This window comes from Nonomuraea sp. NPDC050328 (assembly GCF_044459405.1).
In the GTDB taxonomy this organism is placed as follows: Bacteria; Actinomycetota; Actinomycetes; order Streptosporangiales; family Streptosporangiaceae; genus Nonomuraea.
Window position 1 is genome coordinate 136,728 of record NZ_JBITIW010000015.1, and the last position, 15,909, is coordinate 152,636.

At 72.5% G+C, this 15,909-nt stretch carries 11 protein-coding genes and 1 pseudogene; 8 read left to right on the plus strand and 4 right to left on the minus strand.

The window, feature by feature from the left end; translation table 11 throughout:
• Window position 1: 1 nt before the first annotated feature.
• Window positions 2–1,687, minus strand: coding sequence for an ABC transporter ATP-binding protein (locus ACIBG7_RS39530; protein ID WP_397339577.1), 1,686 nt, complete (start codon window positions 1,685–1,687; stop codon window positions 2–4).
• A 40-nt stretch (window positions 1,688–1,727) separates the two neighbouring features.
• Complete coding sequence (locus ACIBG7_RS39535; RefSeq protein ID WP_397339578.1) at window positions 1,728–2,888, minus strand: nitrate/nitrite transporter; 1,161 nt, start codon at window positions 2,886–2,888, stop codon at window positions 1,728–1,730.
• 46 nt (window positions 2,889–2,934) lie between these two features.
• On the opposite strand from ACIBG7_RS39535, the gene ACIBG7_RS39540 reads away from it, so the two are divergent.
• From ACIBG7_RS39540 to ACIBG7_RS39560, 5 genes and pseudogenes are all read left to right on the plus strand, one after another.
• Complete coding sequence (locus ACIBG7_RS39540) at window positions 2,935–6,462, plus strand: nitrate reductase subunit alpha (protein WP_397339579.1); 3,528 nt, start codon at window positions 2,935–2,937, stop codon at window positions 6,460–6,462.
• Window positions 6,462–7,960, plus strand: a pseudogene (gene narH / locus ACIBG7_RS39545) (nitrate reductase subunit beta). The gene ACIBG7_RS39540 and the pseudogene narH overlap by 1 nt, the downstream one beginning before the upstream one ends.
• Entirely contained in the window at window positions 7,957–8,508 is a 552-nt protein-coding gene (gene narJ, locus ACIBG7_RS39550; RefSeq protein WP_397339580.1) for a nitrate reductase molybdenum cofactor assembly chaperone, read from the plus strand. The pseudogene narH and the gene narJ overlap by 4 nt, the downstream one beginning before the upstream one ends.
• A complete protein-coding gene (narI, locus tag ACIBG7_RS39555) occupies window positions 8,505–9,182 on the plus strand; it encodes a respiratory nitrate reductase subunit gamma (protein ID WP_397339581.1) in 678 nt (225 codons plus the stop codon). Before narJ ends, narI begins: the two co-directional genes overlap by 4 nt.
• Before the next feature lie 6 nt (window positions 9,183–9,188).
• Window positions 9,189–9,842, plus strand: coding sequence for a phosphotransferase (locus ACIBG7_RS39560; protein WP_357930747.1), 654 nt, complete (start codon window positions 9,189–9,191; stop codon window positions 9,840–9,842).
• Here the strand turns inward: ACIBG7_RS39560 and ACIBG7_RS39565 are convergent.
• Window positions 9,817–10,959 carry an FAD-binding oxidoreductase gene (locus tag ACIBG7_RS39565; RefSeq protein ID WP_357930750.1) on the minus strand — a complete coding sequence of 381 codons (1,143 nt, stop codon included), beginning with the start codon at window positions 10,957–10,959 and terminating at the stop codon, window positions 9,817–9,819. The two genes, ACIBG7_RS39560 and ACIBG7_RS39565, sit on opposite strands and share 26 nt — an antisense overlap.
• A gap of 120 nt (window positions 10,960–11,079) precedes the next feature.
• Between ACIBG7_RS39565 and ACIBG7_RS39570 the strand changes: the two genes are divergently transcribed.
• From ACIBG7_RS39570 to ACIBG7_RS39580, 3 genes are read left to right on the plus strand one after another with little or no spacing between them, the layout of a single operon-like run.
• The gene (locus ACIBG7_RS39570) at window positions 11,080–13,893 is read left to right on the plus strand and encodes an ATP-binding protein (RefSeq protein ID WP_397339582.1); all 2,814 of its coding nucleotides are present in this window, start codon (window positions 11,080–11,082) and stop codon (window positions 13,891–13,893) included.
• Between the two features lie 6 nt (window positions 13,894–13,899).
• Window positions 13,900–14,352 (plus strand): hypothetical protein, encoded by a 453-nt coding sequence (locus tag ACIBG7_RS39575; RefSeq protein WP_397339583.1) that lies wholly within the window; start codon window positions 13,900–13,902, stop codon window positions 14,350–14,352.
• A 55-nt stretch (window positions 14,353–14,407) separates the two neighbouring features.
• Window positions 14,408–14,998 (plus strand): TIGR03086 family metal-binding protein, encoded by a 591-nt coding sequence (locus ACIBG7_RS39580; RefSeq protein ID WP_397339584.1) that lies wholly within the window; start codon window positions 14,408–14,410, stop codon window positions 14,996–14,998.
• Window positions 14,999–15,013: 15 nt separating this feature from the next.
• Here ACIBG7_RS39580 and ACIBG7_RS39585 read toward each other — a convergent pair whose 3' ends face one another.
• Entirely contained in the window at window positions 15,014–15,874 is an 861-nt protein-coding gene (locus ACIBG7_RS39585) for a polysaccharide deacetylase family protein (protein ID WP_397339585.1), read from the minus strand.
• Window positions 15,875–15,909: the final 35 nt, after the last annotated feature.

Genomic DNA, 15,909 nt, shown 5'->3' on the forward strand with positions numbered 1-15,909 from the left:
CTCAGTCCTCCCCTCGGGTCACGGTCCCGGCGTAGGCCGGGGATGCGGCCAGGAGCTCCCGGTGGGGGCCCTCGGCCTGGACGGCGCCGTCCTCGACGTAGATCACGTGATCGGTGCGGTCGAGCACGAGCGGGCTGGTCGTGCAGACCAGCGTGGTCTTGCCGGCGCGGGCCTTGGCCAGCCGGTCGGCGATGCGTGCCTCGCTGTGGGCGTCCACGGCGCTGGTCGGTTCGACCAGGATGAGCACCTCCGGGTCGGTGATCAGCGCGCGGGCCAGGCGCAACCGCTGCTGCTGGCCGCCGGAGAACTCGCGGCCGGCCTCGGCCACGTGCGCGTCGAGGCCGTCGGGCAGCGACTCGACGATGTCCTCGGCGCAGGCGGCGTGGAGCGCCTCGGCCACCGCCTCGTCGGAGGCGCCGGCCACGTCGAGCTCGTCGCGCAGCCGCCCGGTGAACAGCCGCGCGGCGTTGTCGGCGACCAGGATGCGCGAGCGCACCTCGGCCACCGGCAGCGAGGCCAGCGGCACCCCGCCGAAGCGGACCTGGCCCTCGGCGTAGCGGCCGAGCCGGTCGGCGATCTCGGCGGCCTGCTCGGGCGTCGAGGCGGTCAGCGCGGTGAACGTGCCCGGCCGCACCCGTACGCCGGAGGCCTCGTCGTGCAGCTCACCGCCGGGCGAGCCGCCGTCGCCGCCGCTGACCTCGGGCTCGATGGCCAGGATCCGGATGACCCGCTTGGCCGCCACGTGCCCCTTGGTCAGCTTGTCTGCCGCCTCGATCAGCGTGCGCATGGGCGCGATGAGGAAGACGGCGTAGGTGTAGAAGGCGACGAGCTGGCCGGCGGAGATGCGGTGGTCGACCGCGAAGCTCGCGCCGATGGCCGTGACCGCCGCGATCAGCACGCCGGGCAGCAGGATCTGCACGCCTTCGAGCAGCGACTCGACCCGGACCACCCGGACGCCCGCCTGCCGTACCTGCTGGGACTCCAGGCGGTAGCGCTCGGCGAAGACGCGCTCGCCGCCGATGCCGCGCAGCACGCGCAGGCCCGCGACGATGTCGGCCGCCCGGGTGGACAGCTCGCCCTGCAGCTCGCGTTGCTCGCGCTGGCGCCGGTGCAGGGGCTTCAGCAGCGGGCCGACGACGGCCGACATCAGCGGCACGCCGATCAGGACCAGCAGGCCCAGCTCCCACGCGGTGGAGAGCATGATCGCGGCGATGGTGGCGATGGCGACGACGGAGCCGGTGCCGCGCAGCAGGATGTCCATCGCGTTGCCGATGTGCGCGATGTCGGAGTTGCCGACGCTCACCACCTCGCCGGTGGACAGCCGCTTGGGCAGGGTCGCGCCCAGCCTGGTCGCCTGCCGGGCGGTCACCTGGACCGTGCGGTAGGCCGCCGACAGCCAGTTGAAGACCGCCATCCGGTGCCGCATGACGCCGGAGAAGGCTTGGAGCAGTCCCAGCCCGAACAGCACGGCCGACCAGGCGAGCAGCGTGCCGGTCTCCTTGCCGCGGACGGCGTCGATGCCCTTGCCGAGCACGGTCGGCACCAGCGACTGGGCCAGCCACCAGACCACCGCGAACCCGATGCCGGCCCACAGCGGGGCAGCCTGACGGCGCGCGTTCCACCACAGGTAGCGGAGTGGACTGCGGACGTCAGGCGTGCCGGGATCGGCTTCGGGGAGAGGGCGCATAGGGCGTCAAGACTGGCAAACAGCCGCCTGACCAGGCAAATCATTTTCGGCCGCGAGCGGGCCTGAACGCGCGGGCGGTGTAGAGCAGGGCGGCCAGCGCGGTGAGGGCGAGCAGCAGGTAGCCGGCCGTGTAGGCCCCGGTCGTCTCGTAGACCGCGCCCATGACGAGCGGCGGGAAGTAGCCGCCGAGCCCGCCGGCCGCGCCGACCAGACCGGTCACCGTGCCCACCCGCGAGGCCTCGACGAGCTGGGCGACGAGGGCGAAGACGCCGCCGGTGCCGAGGCCGAGGAAGAAGGCCATGAGCACGAAGCTGACCCCGGCCGGCACCTCCAGCGGCGGGTTGAGGCAGAGCACGACCGCCAGGACCGCGGCACCGGCGAAGGCGGTCAGCAGCACCTTCACCGGCCCGACCCGGTCGGAGAGGATGCCGCCGAGCGGCCGGGCGACGACCGCGGCGATGGAGAAGCCGGCCGTCCGCAGCCCGGCCTCGGTCTGGGCGAACTCGTAGACGTTCTGCAGCAGCGTCGGCAGGTAGGTGGAGAAGGCGACGAACCCGCCGAAGGCCACCGCGTAGAGGAAGGCGCACTGCCAGGTGGCCTTGATCTTCGTCGCCTCCCGCATGCGCGGCAGCGCGGGCTCGGTGGAGGGCCGCCAGGAGGGCGCGTCGCGGCTGAACAGCAGCATGATCACGCCCATCACGGCGAGCGCGACCGCCATGAGCACGTGCGTCGTCCCCCGGCCGAGCGACTCGACCAGGCGCGGGGTGAGGAAGGCCGACAGCGCGGTGCCGCCCATGCCCGCGCCGAAGACGCCGGTGGCGAAGCCGCGCCGGGCCGGTTCGTACCAGGCGTTGACGAACGGCACGCCGACCGCGAAGGAGGTGCCGCCGACGCCCAGCACGAAGCCCCAGAACAACAACGCGGGATAGGAGCCCGACCAGCCGACGAAGAGCACCGGGATGATCGTCGCGAAGCAGATCACCGCGAACATGACCCGCCCGCCGAACCGGTCGGCCAGCACCCCGACCGGGATCCGGCCCAGCGAGCCGACCAGCACCGGGATGGCGACCAGCAGCGAGGTCTGGGTGGCCGACAGGCCGAGCAGCTTGTCGTAGCTGCCGGACAGCGGCCCGATCAGGTTCCACGCCCAGAACGTGACGGCAAAGGCCACCGTGGCCAGGGTCAAGTTTCGCGCCTGCATATCACCCTGTGTAGCAGATAGTTACTGCATGTGATGAAGTGGGCCCATGGCTAGCGCTGAAGAGCTGCTTCTCAAGACCGGCCGGTTCTTCCGCCGGACGGTCACCGGCGACGACCTGCGGACGGTCTACCTCGCCGGAGGCCGGGAGGGCGACGCCTTCTACCGCGACCGCTGGAGTCACGACAAGGTGGTGCGCTCCACCCACGGGGTGAACTGCACCGGTTCGTGCTCGTGGAAGGTGTACGTCAAGGACGGCATCATCACCTGGGAGACGCAGCAGACCGACTACCCCAGCGTCGGGCCCGACCGCCCCGAGTACGAGCCGCGCGGCTGCCCGCGCGGGGCGGCCTTCTCCTGGTACACCTACTCGCCGACCCGCATCCGCTTCCCCTACGCCCGCGGCGTGCTGGTCGAGATGTACGGCGAGGCCCGGGCCCGCGGCCTCGACCCGGTCGCCGCCTGGGCCGAGATCACCACCGACCCGGCCAAGCGCGAGCGCTACCAGAGCGCCCGCGGCCAGGGCGGCCTGGTCAGGATCACCTGGGAGCAGGCGACCGAGCTGGTCGCCGCCGCGCACGTGCACACCATCAAGGCCTACGGCCCCGACCGGGTGGCCGGCTTCTCCCCGATCCCGGCCATGTCGATGGTCTCGCACGCGGCCGGGTCCCGCTTCCTGTCGCTGATCGGCGGCACGATGCTCTCCTTCTACGACTGGTACGCCGACCTGCCGGTCGCCTCGCCGCAGGTCTTCGGCGACCAGACCGACGTGCCGGAGTCGGCCGACTGGTGGGACGCGGCCTACCTGATCCTGTGGGGCTCCAACGTCCCGGTCACCCGCACGCCGGACGCGCACTGGATGGCCGAGGCGCGCTACCGCGGGCAGAAGGTCGTGGTGGTCGCGCCCGACTACAACGACGCGGCCAAGTTCGCCGACGAGTTCCTGGCGGTCGTCCCCGGCATGGACGGCGCGCTGGCCATGGCGATGGGGCACGTGCTGCTCAGGGAGTGCTTCGTCGAACGCCGGGTGCCCTACTTCGCGGACTACGTGGCCAAGTACACCGACCTGCCGTTCTTGGTCCGGCTGCGCGAGCACGACGGGGCCTACCTGCCGGACAAGTTCCTGACCGCCGCCGACCTGGGCTCGGCCGAGGAGGCCGCGGAGTGGAAGACCGTCTTCCTGGGCCCGGACGGCGAGCCGGTCGTGCCGAACGGCTCGGTCGGCTTCCGCTGGACCGACTCCGGCAAGGGCCGCTGGAACCTCAAGCTGGACGCCGACCCGCAGCTCACCCTGTACGTCGGCGCGGCCGGCGAGACGGCCGAGGTGCGGCTGCCGCGCTTCGACGCCGAGGGCGTGCTGACCCGGGGCGTGCCGGTCCGCCGGGTGGGCGGGCACCTGGTGACGACCGTCTTCGACCTCATGCTCGCCCAGTACGGCGTGCGCCGCGACCACCTGCCGGGCCGCTGGCCCGAGGGCTACGACGACGCGGCCGAGCCGTACACGCCGGCCTGGCAGGAGCCGATCAGCGGCGTGCCCGCCGCCCGGGCGGTCAAGATCGCCCGCGAGTTCGCGCAGACCGCGGAGAAGACGCGCGGCCGATGCATGATCGTGCTGGGCGCCGGGACCACGCAGTGGTTCCACGGCGACACGATCTACCGCGCCTTCCTGTCGCTGCTGCTGCTCACCGGCTGCCAGGGCCGCAACGGCGGCGGCTGGGCGCACTACGTCGGCCAGGAGAAGTGCCGCACGCAGACCGGGTGGGCGCAGCTCGCCGGAGCCCTCGACTGGTCGCGGCCGCCCCGGCAGGTGCCGGGCACGCCGTTCTGGTACCTGCACACCGGCCAGTGGCGCTACGACCGGTTCGACGCCGGGGACCTGGCCTCCCCGCTCGGGCCGGGCGAGTTCGCCGGCAAGCGCACGGTGGACCTGGTCGCCGAGGCGGTGCGCAACGGCTGGATGCCGATGGCGCCCGCCTTCGACCGCAACCCGCTGGAGCTCGGCGAGCACGCCGACCCGATCGCGCACACCCGGCGCGAACTGCGCGAGGGCCGGCTGCGGTACGCGGTGGAGGCGCCGGACGAGCCGCGCAACTGGCCCCGGGTGCTGACCGTCTGGCGCTCCAACCTGCTGGGCTCCTCGGCCAAGGGCAACGAGTACTTCCTGCACCACCTGCTCGGCACCGGCTCCAACCTGCCCGACCCCGACCCGGAGGGCGCGCGCGGCAAGCTGGACCTGCTGCTCACGCTGGACTTCCGGATGACCTCGACGACGCTCTTCTCCGACGTGGTGCTGCCCGCCGCGACCTGGTACGAGAAGCACGACCTGTCGACGACCGACATGCACCCGTTCATCCACGCCTTCAACCCGGCGATCGACCCGCCCTGGGAGACCAGGAGCGACTTCACGGCCTTCCACGCCATCGCCCGCGCCTTCAGCACGCTGGCCGCCAAGCACCTGGGCGTGCGCAAGGACGTGGTCTGCCTGCCGTACCAGCACGACACCCCGGGCGAGACGGCCCAGCCGGGCGGGCGGGCGCCCACCGGTCCGGTGGAGCCGAACCTGGCGGTCGTCGAGCGCGACTACGGAGCCGTGGCGGCGAAGATGGCCACGCTCGGGCCGCTCGCCGAACGCCTGGGGCTCCCGGTCAAGGGGGTGACCTTCGACCCGCGGGAGGAGATCGGCTGGCTGGCGCAGCGCTGCGGCACCGACGAGGCGGGCCGGCCGCTGCTCGACACCGAGGCCAAGGCGTGCGAGGCGATCCTGGCGCTGTCCGGCAGCAGCAACGGGCGGCTGGCCGCGCAGGGCTTCCGCCAACTGCAGGAACGCACCGGCAGCGACCTGTCCGACGTCATGCACGGCGACGTCCGCATCGTCTTCTCCGACACCCAGGCCCGGCCGGTGCACGTCGGCACCAGCCCCGAATGGTCCGGCAAGGAGGCGCACGACCGGCGCTACTCGCCCTTCACCATCAACGTGGAGAACGACAAGCCCTGGCACACCCTGACCGGGCGGATGCACTTCTTCCTCGACCACGACTGGATGCACGAGTACGGCGAGGCCCTGCCGGTCTTCCGCCCGCCGCTCGACGTCGCCGCCCTGTGGGGCGAGGGCGGCCCCGGCCTGCTGACGGTCCGCTACCTCACCCCGCACTCGAAGTGGTCGATCCACTCCGAGTACCAGGACAACCTGATGATGCTGACGCTCAGCCGGGGCGGACCGACGATCTGGATGTCGGTGGAGGACGCGGCGGCCATCGGCGCGGCCGACAACGACTGGATCGAGGCGGTCAACCGCAACGGCGTGGTCGTGGCGCGGGCGGTGGTCTCGCACCGCATGCCGCGCGGCACGGTGTACATGTACCACGCCCAGGAACGGGTGATCGACGTGCCGAAATCGGAGGCGACCGGCCGGCACGGCGGCATCCACAACTCGCTGACCCGCGTGCTGATCAAGCCGACGCACATGATCGGCGGCTACGCGCAGCTCTCCTACGCCTTCAACTACCTCGGCCCGACCGGCAACCAGCGCGACGAGATCACCATGATCCGCCGCCGCGCCCAGGAGGTGGCGTACTGATGCGCGCGATGGCCCAGATCGCCATGGTCATGAACCTGGACAAGTGCATCGGCTGCCACACCTGCTCGGTCACCTGCAAGCAGACGTGGACCAACCGGCCGGGCGTGGAGTACGTCTGGTTCAACAACGTCGAGACCCGCCCCGGCCAGGGCTATCCCCGCCGCTACGAGGACCAGGAACGCTGGCGCGGCGGCTGGGTGGTCGACAACAAGGGCCGGCTCAGGCTGCGGGCCGGTGGGCGCTTCCGCAAGCTGCTGGAGATCTTCGCCAACCCGGTGCTGCCCGGCATCGGCGACTACTACGAGCCCTGGACCTACGACTACGAGACGCTGATCCGCTCGCCGCTCGGCGCCGACACCCCGGTCGCCCAGCCGTACTCGCAGCTCACCGGCGAGCCGACGAAGGTGCGCTGGAGCGCCAACTGGGACGACGACCTGGGCGGCGACCCCTCGCCCGACCCGCTGCTCGGCAAGCTGAACCAGCAGGTCAAGCTCAGCTTCGAGCAGGCGTTCATGTTCTACCTGCCGCGCATCTGCGAGCACTGCCTCAACCCGTCCTGCGTCGCCTCCTGCCCGTCGGGCGCGATGTACAAGCGGTCGAGGACGGGATCGTCCTGGTCGACCAGGACCGCTGCCGCGGCTGGCGGATGTGCGTGACCGGCTGCCCGTACAAGAAGGTCTACTTCAACCACGGCACCGGCAAGGCCGAGAAGTGCACCTTCTGCTACCCGCGGGTCGAGGTCGGGCTGCCGACGGTCTGCTCGGAGACCTGCGTGGGGCGGCTGCGCTACCTCGGCGTGATGCTCTACGACGCCGACCGCGTCTCGGAGGTGGCCTCGGTCAAGGACGACAAGGAGCTGTACGAGGCGCAGCTCTCGCTCTTCCTCGACCCCGACGACCCGCGGATCACCGGGATCCCGGACGACTGGCTGGAGGCGGCCCGCAGGTCGCCCGTCCGCGACCTGATCACGAAGTACCGCCTGGCGCTCCCGTTGCACCCGGAGTACCGGACGCTGCCGATGGTCTGGTACGTGCCGCCGCTCTCCCCGGTCGTGGACGCGCTCGCCACCACCGGACACGACGGCGAGGACGCGGGCAACCTGTTCGCCGCCATCGACGCCCTGCGCATCCCGGTCGACTACCTCGCCGAGCTGTTCACCGCCGGCGACCCCGGCCCGGTCGTGGCCTCGCTGCGCAAGCTGGCCGCGATGCGCGCCCACATGCGCGCGGTCAACCTGGGCGAGGAACCGCCCGACACCGGCCTGCCCGCCGCGGACATCCACGCCATGTACCGGCTGCTGGCCCTGGCCAAGTACGAGGAGCGCTACGTGATCCCCACCGCGTACGGCACCGCACCCGGCGCGGTCGAGGAGATCGGCTGCAGCGTCGGCTACGAGGGACCCGGCCCGTTCGGCTCGGGCTCCGGCGGGCCGGTGCCGGTCAGCATCGAGAGCTTCCACAGCCTCAAGCGTCGCCAGACCAAGAAGGAGCCGTCATGAACCGGGCCCTGGTCCTGCAGGCCGCCGCGCACCTGCTCGCCTACCCCGACGAGCGGTTCTGGGCGCGGCTGCCGCTCATCAGGGAGGCCGCGCTGCCGTACTTCACCGACTTCATCGGCCGGGCCGAGGAACTGGGCGCGGGCGAGCTGGCGGCGCACTACGTCGAGACCTTCGACCTGCGCCGGCGCTGCTGCCTCTACCTGACCTACTACACCGACGGCGACACGCGGCGGCGGGGCGAGTCGCTGGCCCGGCTGAAGGGGCGCTACCGGGCGGCCGGCTGGGAGCTCTGCGACGAGCTGCCGGACTACCTGCCGGTCATGCTGGAGTTCGGGGCGCTCGACCCCTCGGGCGAGGCGCTGCTGCGTGAGCACCGGCCGGCGCTGGACCTGCTGGAGCGGTCGCTGACCGAGCTGGGCTCGCCGTACGCGTCGGTGATCGGACGGATCTGCGCCATCCTGCCGCCGCTGACCGCCGCCGAGCGCAGGACCGCCGAGACGCTGGCCATGAGCGGGCCGCCGGCGGAGTCGGTGGGGGTGTACGGGTGAGCACGCTGCTGTGGGTGATCCTGCCGTACGTCGTCATCGTGGTGCTGGTCGGCGGGCTGGTCTGGCGCTACCGCTACGACCGGTTCGGCTGGACCACGCGCTCGTCCGAGCTGTACGAGAGCCGGTTGCTGCGCATCGGGAGCCCGCTGTTCCACTTCGGGCTGATCTTCGTCATCCTCGGGCACGTGCTCGGGCTGCTGATCCCGGAGTCGTGGACCCGGGCGCTGGGCGTGACGGACACCGCCTATCACGCGGTGGCGCTCGTGGTGGGCGGGATCGCGGGCTTCTGCACGCTGGCCGGGCTGGCGATCCTCCTGTACCGGCGGCGCACCACGCGGGCGATCTTCCGGGCGACCACGCGCAACGACAAGCTGATGTTCGTGGTGCTCGTCGCCGCCCTCGTCGCGGGACTGGCGGCCACCGTGCTCAGCACGGTCGACCACTCCACCGACTACCGGCAGAGCGTCTCGCCCTGGTTCAGGAGCGTCTACCTGCTGCAACCGGACGCGGCGGCCATGGAACAGGCCTCGTGGCCGTTCAAGCTGCATGCGCTGATCGGCATGGCGCTGTTCGCGTTGTTCCCGTTCACCCGGCTGGTCCATGCCTTCTCGGCGCCGATCGGGTACTTGTTCCGCCCGTACCTCGTCTACCGGTCCCGCACTGCGAGAAGATAGCTCCTCATGGGGCACCTGCGGCACGGCTACACCAACAGCACATTCGGTGACGGCATGTTCGTCGTCAAGTGTTTCGCCGGCCCCGACGCGCTGACCAGGCTCGACACCGAGCGGGTGATGCTCAGACGCTACCGGGGCCGGCTTCCGGTGCCCAGCGTGGTCAAGGTCAGCGAGACCAGCCTCACCACCCGGTTCGTCACCGGCGAGCACGGCCAGGACCTGCTCGACGACGGCCACGCCGTCGAGGTCCTGCGCGCCTGCGGGAAGCTGCTGCGGCTCATCCAGTCGATGCCGGTGCGTTCCGGCCGGGTGCTGGTCCACGGCGACTTCGGCCCCAACAACCTGCTGCTCGACCCCGAGACCTTCGAGCCGGCGGCCCTGGTCGACTGGGAGTGGGCGCACGCCGGCGACCCGGTCGAGGACCTCGTCTGGTGCGAGTGGATCATTCGCACGCACCATCCTGAGCACGCCTGGGCGCTGCCGGAGTTCTTCGCCGCGTACGGCGGGCCGATCCCCGACTGGCCCGCCCGGCAGGCGGCGATGGTGGCGCGGTGCCAGGAACTGCTCGACTTCTGCACCCGGTGGGAGCCGGGCGGGCCGGGCGAGAAGACCTGGCTGGAGCGGATCGAGGCGGTCACCGGATGGAGTGACCCACGCTGAACAGCTCGGCCGGGTCCCACTCGCGCCGGATGCGGGCCAGCTCGGCGTAGCCGGTGAACGCCTGGGCGGTACGGGTGGTGTCGGCCAGGAAGTTCAGGAACGACCCGCCGGTGGCGTGCGGGCGCAGCGCCTCGGCGACACCCGGCAGCGCCTCGCTGACGATCACCGAGAAGCTCGCGCCGGCCGCCGCGACCGGGCCGGTGTGCTCGGCCATCGCGCCACCCCAGTGCCGGATCTCGACGGTGGCGTGCTGCCCGGCCTCGGCCGCCGTCTCCAGGACCGCGTCCGGCAGGCCGGTGAAGTACTCCAGCACCCGGGCCGGCGTGCCGCCCATGACCGCCTCGCCGAACGCCATCGGCCGCACGCCCTCGATGCCGGGGTCGGCGCCCACGCTCATGACCTTCAGCTTGGTGCCCTCGGGGGTGACGATCAGCGCGGTGCTCAGGCTGTCCGGCGCCGCCTCGGCCAGCTCGCGGTAGGCCTCCAGGCCCTGGGTGAAGGGCACGATCCCGGCATAGACCAGCGGGACCGGCAGCAGCGCGATCTCCATGCTGACCACCAGGCCGAAGCTGCCGCCGCCGCCCCGCAGCGCCCACAGCAGGTCGGGGTGGTCGTCCGTGCTCACCAGGCGGCCGTCGGCGGTGACGACCTGGGCGCGCAGCAGGTGGTCGGCGGCGAAGCCGTACCGGCGCGACAGCCAGCCCACGCCGCCGCCGAGGGTGAACCCGGCGACGCCGACGTCGCGCGAGGAGCCCGCGGGCGGAGCCAGCCCGTACGGCGCGGCGGCGTCGATGACCTGACCCCACTTCGCGCCCGCGCCCACCCTGGCCACCCGGCGCACCGGGTCGATCTCGACCTCGTCCATCGCGTTGGTCCGGAGCAGCACCGCGCCGTCGGCGGCCACGTGCGTGCCGTGCCCGCTGCCCTGCACGGCCAGCGGCACGCCGAGCTCGCGGGCGGTCAGCACCGCACCACGCACGTCCGCCACGCCAGAGGCGAGCACGATCAGCGCCGGGTGCGCGTCGACGGCCGGGTTGAGCGCCTTGCGCGCCTCGTCGTAGCCCTGCTGACCAGGGAGGATGGTGCCGGTCTCGGAAGCGATCAGGTTCGTCGTCATGGGTCCAACTCTCCTCGGTCAGGGCTCCGCGGACATCCGTGGCGACCACGGATCCACTACGGAAACAGACCCGCAACCGGCCGGAACCTCACCGGTGTTTCGTGACTAAAGTGGCCCTTCATGAGCGAAGTGTCCGAGCGCGAAGCTGAAGTCCTGGCCGCTCTCGGCGCGCGGCTGACCAACGCGGAGATCGCCAGGAAGCTGCACATCTCCGTCCGCACCGTGGAGAGCCACGTCTCCTCGCTGCTGCGCAAGTACGGCGCGGCCGACCGCAAGGCGCTCGCGGCGCTCGCCGGCCAGACCTCGCCCGCCGGCGACACCGTCACCGGTCTGCCCGCCGCGCGCAGCACCTTCGTCGGCCGGAGCGCCGAGCGGGCCGCCATCGCCGCCGCCTTCACCGGATCGCGGCTGGTCACCCTGCTCGGACCCGGCGGCGTCGGCAAGACGCGGCTGGCCATCGTCACCGCCTCCGGCTTCACCGGCGGCGGGGCCTTCGTGGACCTGGTGCCGGTGCGGGCCGGGTCGGTGGCCCAGGCGCTGGCCTCCGCCCTCGGGGTCATCGAGCGCACGCAGCAGCCTTTGGAGGACGCGCTCGCCGAGCGGCTGGGGAGCGGGCAGGCGCTGCTCGTGCTGGACAACTGCGAGCACGTGCTCGACGCGGTGGCGCCGCTGGTGGACCGGCTGCTGGCCCTCTGCCCGGGCACCCGCGTCCTCGCCACCAGCCGGGAACACCTGGGGATCCCGGGAGAACGCATCGTCCCGATCGCTCCCCTCCCCCTCTCCCCCGCTTCGTCCTCCCCCGCCTCGTCCTCCGCCGCCTCCCCTTCCTCCCCCTCCTCCCGTGCGGCCGAGGCCGCCTCTGATGCGGTGCTGTTGTTCCTCGACCGGGCCAGGGACGCCGACCCCGGGTTCGACGCCGACCCGGCCGTGGTGGCGGAGATCTGTGCGCGGCTCGACGGCGTCCCCCTGGCCATCGAACTCGCCGCCGCCCGCAGTGCCGCCCTGGGGCCCGAGGGGCTGCTGGCCGCCTTGGACGACTCCCTCCGGCTGCTGTCCGGCGGACGCGGGGGCGACGAACGGCACCGCTCCCTGGCCGCCGTCCTGGGCTGGAGCTACGACCTCCTGGACGAGGAGGAGCGCGCGTTGTTCCGGCGGTTGTCGGTCTTCGCCGGCACCTTCGACCTCGACGCCGCCACCGCGCTCACCGGCGACCGCCTGGCCGCCGTGGACGGCCTCGCCCGGCTGACCGGCAAGAGCCTGGTCGTGCGGAGCGAGAGCCGGTGGCGGATGCTGGAGACGGTCCGGGCCTTCGCCTGGGCCGCCCTGGGGGACGACCTGCCTGCCGTACGGGCGGCTCACCTGGGGTGGGCGGCCGGTGCGGCCGAACGGCTCGCCGGGTGGCCCACCGGCTGGCGGGAGGAGTTCGACCTCATCGCCGACGACCTCCGCACCGCCCTCACCCACCCACCCACTCCCCACCCCACCGACTCCCCCCACCCCGGAACCCAGGGAACCCCCGCTTTGGGAAACCCGACCCTGGGAACCGCGGCCCTGGGAACCCCCGTTCAGGGATCCCCGACCCACCCTTCCCCGTTTCCGGAGGAGGCCGGGCGGCGGCATCGGCTGGCTCGGGCCCTGGGAAAGCTGGCCTATGCCCGGCGGTTCCTGCGCGAGGCCCGCGAGCGGTTCACCCAGGCCGCCGAGCTGGCCCCCACCCCCGCCGAGGCCGCGAAGGACCTCCGGTCCGCCGCCTCGGTAGCCCTGGCCACCGCCGCCGCCGGCGACGCCTTCGACCTGCTCCTGTCCGCCGCCGACCAGGCCGAGGGCACGGACCGGGCGATCCTGCTGTCCCGCGCCGTCGTGGTCGCCCGCCGGCACCCGGGCTTCGGTTTCGAGTCCGGCGTGCCGTACGAGCGCCTGCCCCTCCTGGAGGCCGAGGCGAGCGAGCTGACGGCGGGCGCCACCGCGACCGCCCACCTGGCCGGAGCCCGAGCCTGGACGGCGGGCGGCGAGGCCGCCGGGCACGAGGCGGCCGAGCACGCGGTCGCCACCGCCCAGGCCACCGGCGACCCGGTCCTGCTGAGCGCCGCCCTCGACGCCCTGACCATGGCCCACGCCAGGAAGGGCGAGCTCCGCGAGGCCTACCGCACGGCCGCCGAACGGCTGGCGCTGATCGACGACATGGACCGGGACGACCCGGAGTCCGGCATCGAGATCGTCGACGCCTTCCACTCCGCCTCCTCTTACGCGCTGGCCGCCGGCGACCTGCCCACCGCGCTGGCGGTCGCCCGCCGCAACCTCGGCGACGACCTGGCCGGCAGCCACCTGGCCATCGCCCTGAACAAGCTGATCCCCCCGCTGGTCCTGATGGGCGAGTTCGACGAGGCGCTCGGTCACGCGGCGGCCATGTGGGAGCGCCGCGAGTGGGCGGGCAGCCGTCCGGGCCGGTGGCTGGCGGTGTCGGTGTACGCGGTCGCGATGGCCTACGGCCTGCGCGGCGAGGAGGCCCAGGCCCGCTCGTGGCGGGTTCGTGCGGCCGGTCTGGACAGGACGGCCGACCTGGTGCCGTTCGCCGCCTTCGCCGACGCCCGCGTGGCCCTGCACACCGGCGACTTCGGGCAGGCCGCGGCCTTGGTCGAGCGCGGTTTCGCCGAGTTCAGGCCGGGTCGCTTCGAGCGCTACGCGCAGGCCACGGCCGCCGAGCTGGCCGTCGCCGCGGGCCTGCCCGACGCCGCCGACCGGCTGGCCCAGGCCGCGCCGGCCGCGCTGGGCAGCGACTGGGCCGCCGCCTGCCTGTCCCGCGCGCGTGGCCGCCTGCACGGCGACCGGGACGAGCTGGCCCGCTCGGCGCGGGCGTGGGAGCGGATCGGCGCCCGGTTCGAGCAGGCTTGCACCGAAGACCTGCTGAACCTTTCGGGCGGTGCGGGAGTCTGATCGTTCATGCGACACACTCCCCTCCTCCTCGGCCTGTCCAGCGCGGCCGCGCTGGCGCTCACCGCCGTCCCGGCCCAGGCCGCCCCTGGCTCGCTGAAGACCGTGTACGGCTGGGCCAAGATGTCCGGCGACTCGGCGATGATCGTCACCCCCACCAAGGCCACGCTCGGCGAGCTCGGCGAGAGCGGCCTGCCGGGCTGGTCGCTGGGCAAGAAGAGCGGCAAGGCGATCAGGATCGACTACACCGAGGGCCTGCGCTTCTACCAGGTCAACAAGAAGTGCGGCAAGCGCGCGGCGGGCTACCCGCACGACAGTTACACCAGGAAGGGCTTCGGCAAGACCGAGTGCGGTCCCGGCGGGCTGTACGAGGTGCTCCGGAAGGGGCGCCTGGCGGTCCGGGTGGTCTACGACCCGGCGGGCCCGATGGCCGTGAAGGTGACCGAGCTCGTCCTCCCCTGAAGACCGGTGAAGCCAAATAGTGGAATAGATGGTTCCGTTCTGATAGAGTGAAGACATGAGCGAGAACAACACCCCCTGGACCGTCCTCACCGCCGCCCACGAGGCCCTGCGCACCGCCGTTCAGGGCGTCCCCGCCGACGCCTGGGACCGGCCGACCCCCTGCGACCAGTGGACGGTCACCCAGGTCCTCCAGCACGCCGCCGGCGACCAGCTCGGCTTCGCCGCCTTCATCACCGGCGGTCCCGGCCCGGAGGAGAACCCGTTCGCCCCCTCCGGCCGGATCGACGGCTCCCCCGCCGACCTCGCCGAGAACTCCATGCGCGCCTCCGCCGCCGCGTGGGCCACCATCGCGCCGGACGCCGCCGAGGTGCCGGTCCCCGTCCCGCCGAACAAGCTGCCCGCCGAGGTCGGCGCCGCGGCCTGCGCCCTGGACGCGGCGGTGCACGCCTGGGACATCGCCGTCGCCACCGGCCAGCCCTCGCCCCTCACATCCGAGCTGGCGCGCGGCCTCCAGCCCGCCCTGGCCATCGTGGAGCCCCTGCGCGCCTACGGCGCCTACGCCACGGCCCTGGAGGAGCAGCCCGGCGACGACGACGCGGCCAAGCTCCTGCGCTTCCTGGGCCGCCGCCCCGACTGGACCGCCTGAGTCGTCGCCCGCCCGCTACGCCCCCATCGTGGCGGCGTAGTGGGCGGCGATCTCGTCGCTGGTGGTGGTCCACACCCCCGGGTGGTTGACCACGTACTCCAGCGCCTGGTCGAGGTACTTGGCGCGGAAGGCCTGCCCGGTGACGAACGGGTGCAGGGCCAGCGACATGACCCGACCGCTGTGCTCGGCGTCGGCGTGCAACTGGTCGAGCTGGTCCCGCACGATCCGCACGAAGTCCGGGCCGCTGATCGAGTGCGCGGTGAACAGCCCCAGGTCGTTCAGCTCCAGCGTGTACGGCACGCTCATCAGCCCGGGCACGTTCGTCCAGTACGGCTGGTCGTCGCTGGTCCAGTCCATCACGTAGTCGAGACCGAGCTCGGCCAGCAGGGCGGGCGTCTGGAAGGTCTCGCTCAGCGCCGGCCCCATCCAGCCGCGCGGCCGGCGCCCGGTGGCCTTCTCGATGGTCTCGACGACCTCGGTCAGGTAGGCCCGCTCCTCCGCCTCGACCTCGGCCTGCACGGTCGAGTTGTTCTTTCCGTGCGCGAGCCAGGCCCAGTCGCGGGCCCGGCCGGCCTCGATGATCTGCGGGTACTCCGCGGCGACGTCCGAGTTGAGCAGGACGCTGGGCCGTACTCCGTGCCGGTCGAAGATGTCGATCATCCGCCAGATCGCCACGCGGGGCCCGTAGTCGCGCCAGCCGTGGTTGAGCGGGTCGGGCACCAGCCCGGCGGTGCCCTGGTTGATGCTGGTGGACGGCTTCCCCAGGACGAAGTGCTCGACGTTGAGCCCGACGTAGAACGCCACGCGCGCCCCGCCCGGCCAGGTGATCGCCGGCCGGTCGATGATCGGGCTGTAGTCGTACAACTCGTTCTTCATGATTCCTCTTTCCGCGCATAGAATACGGACCGGTT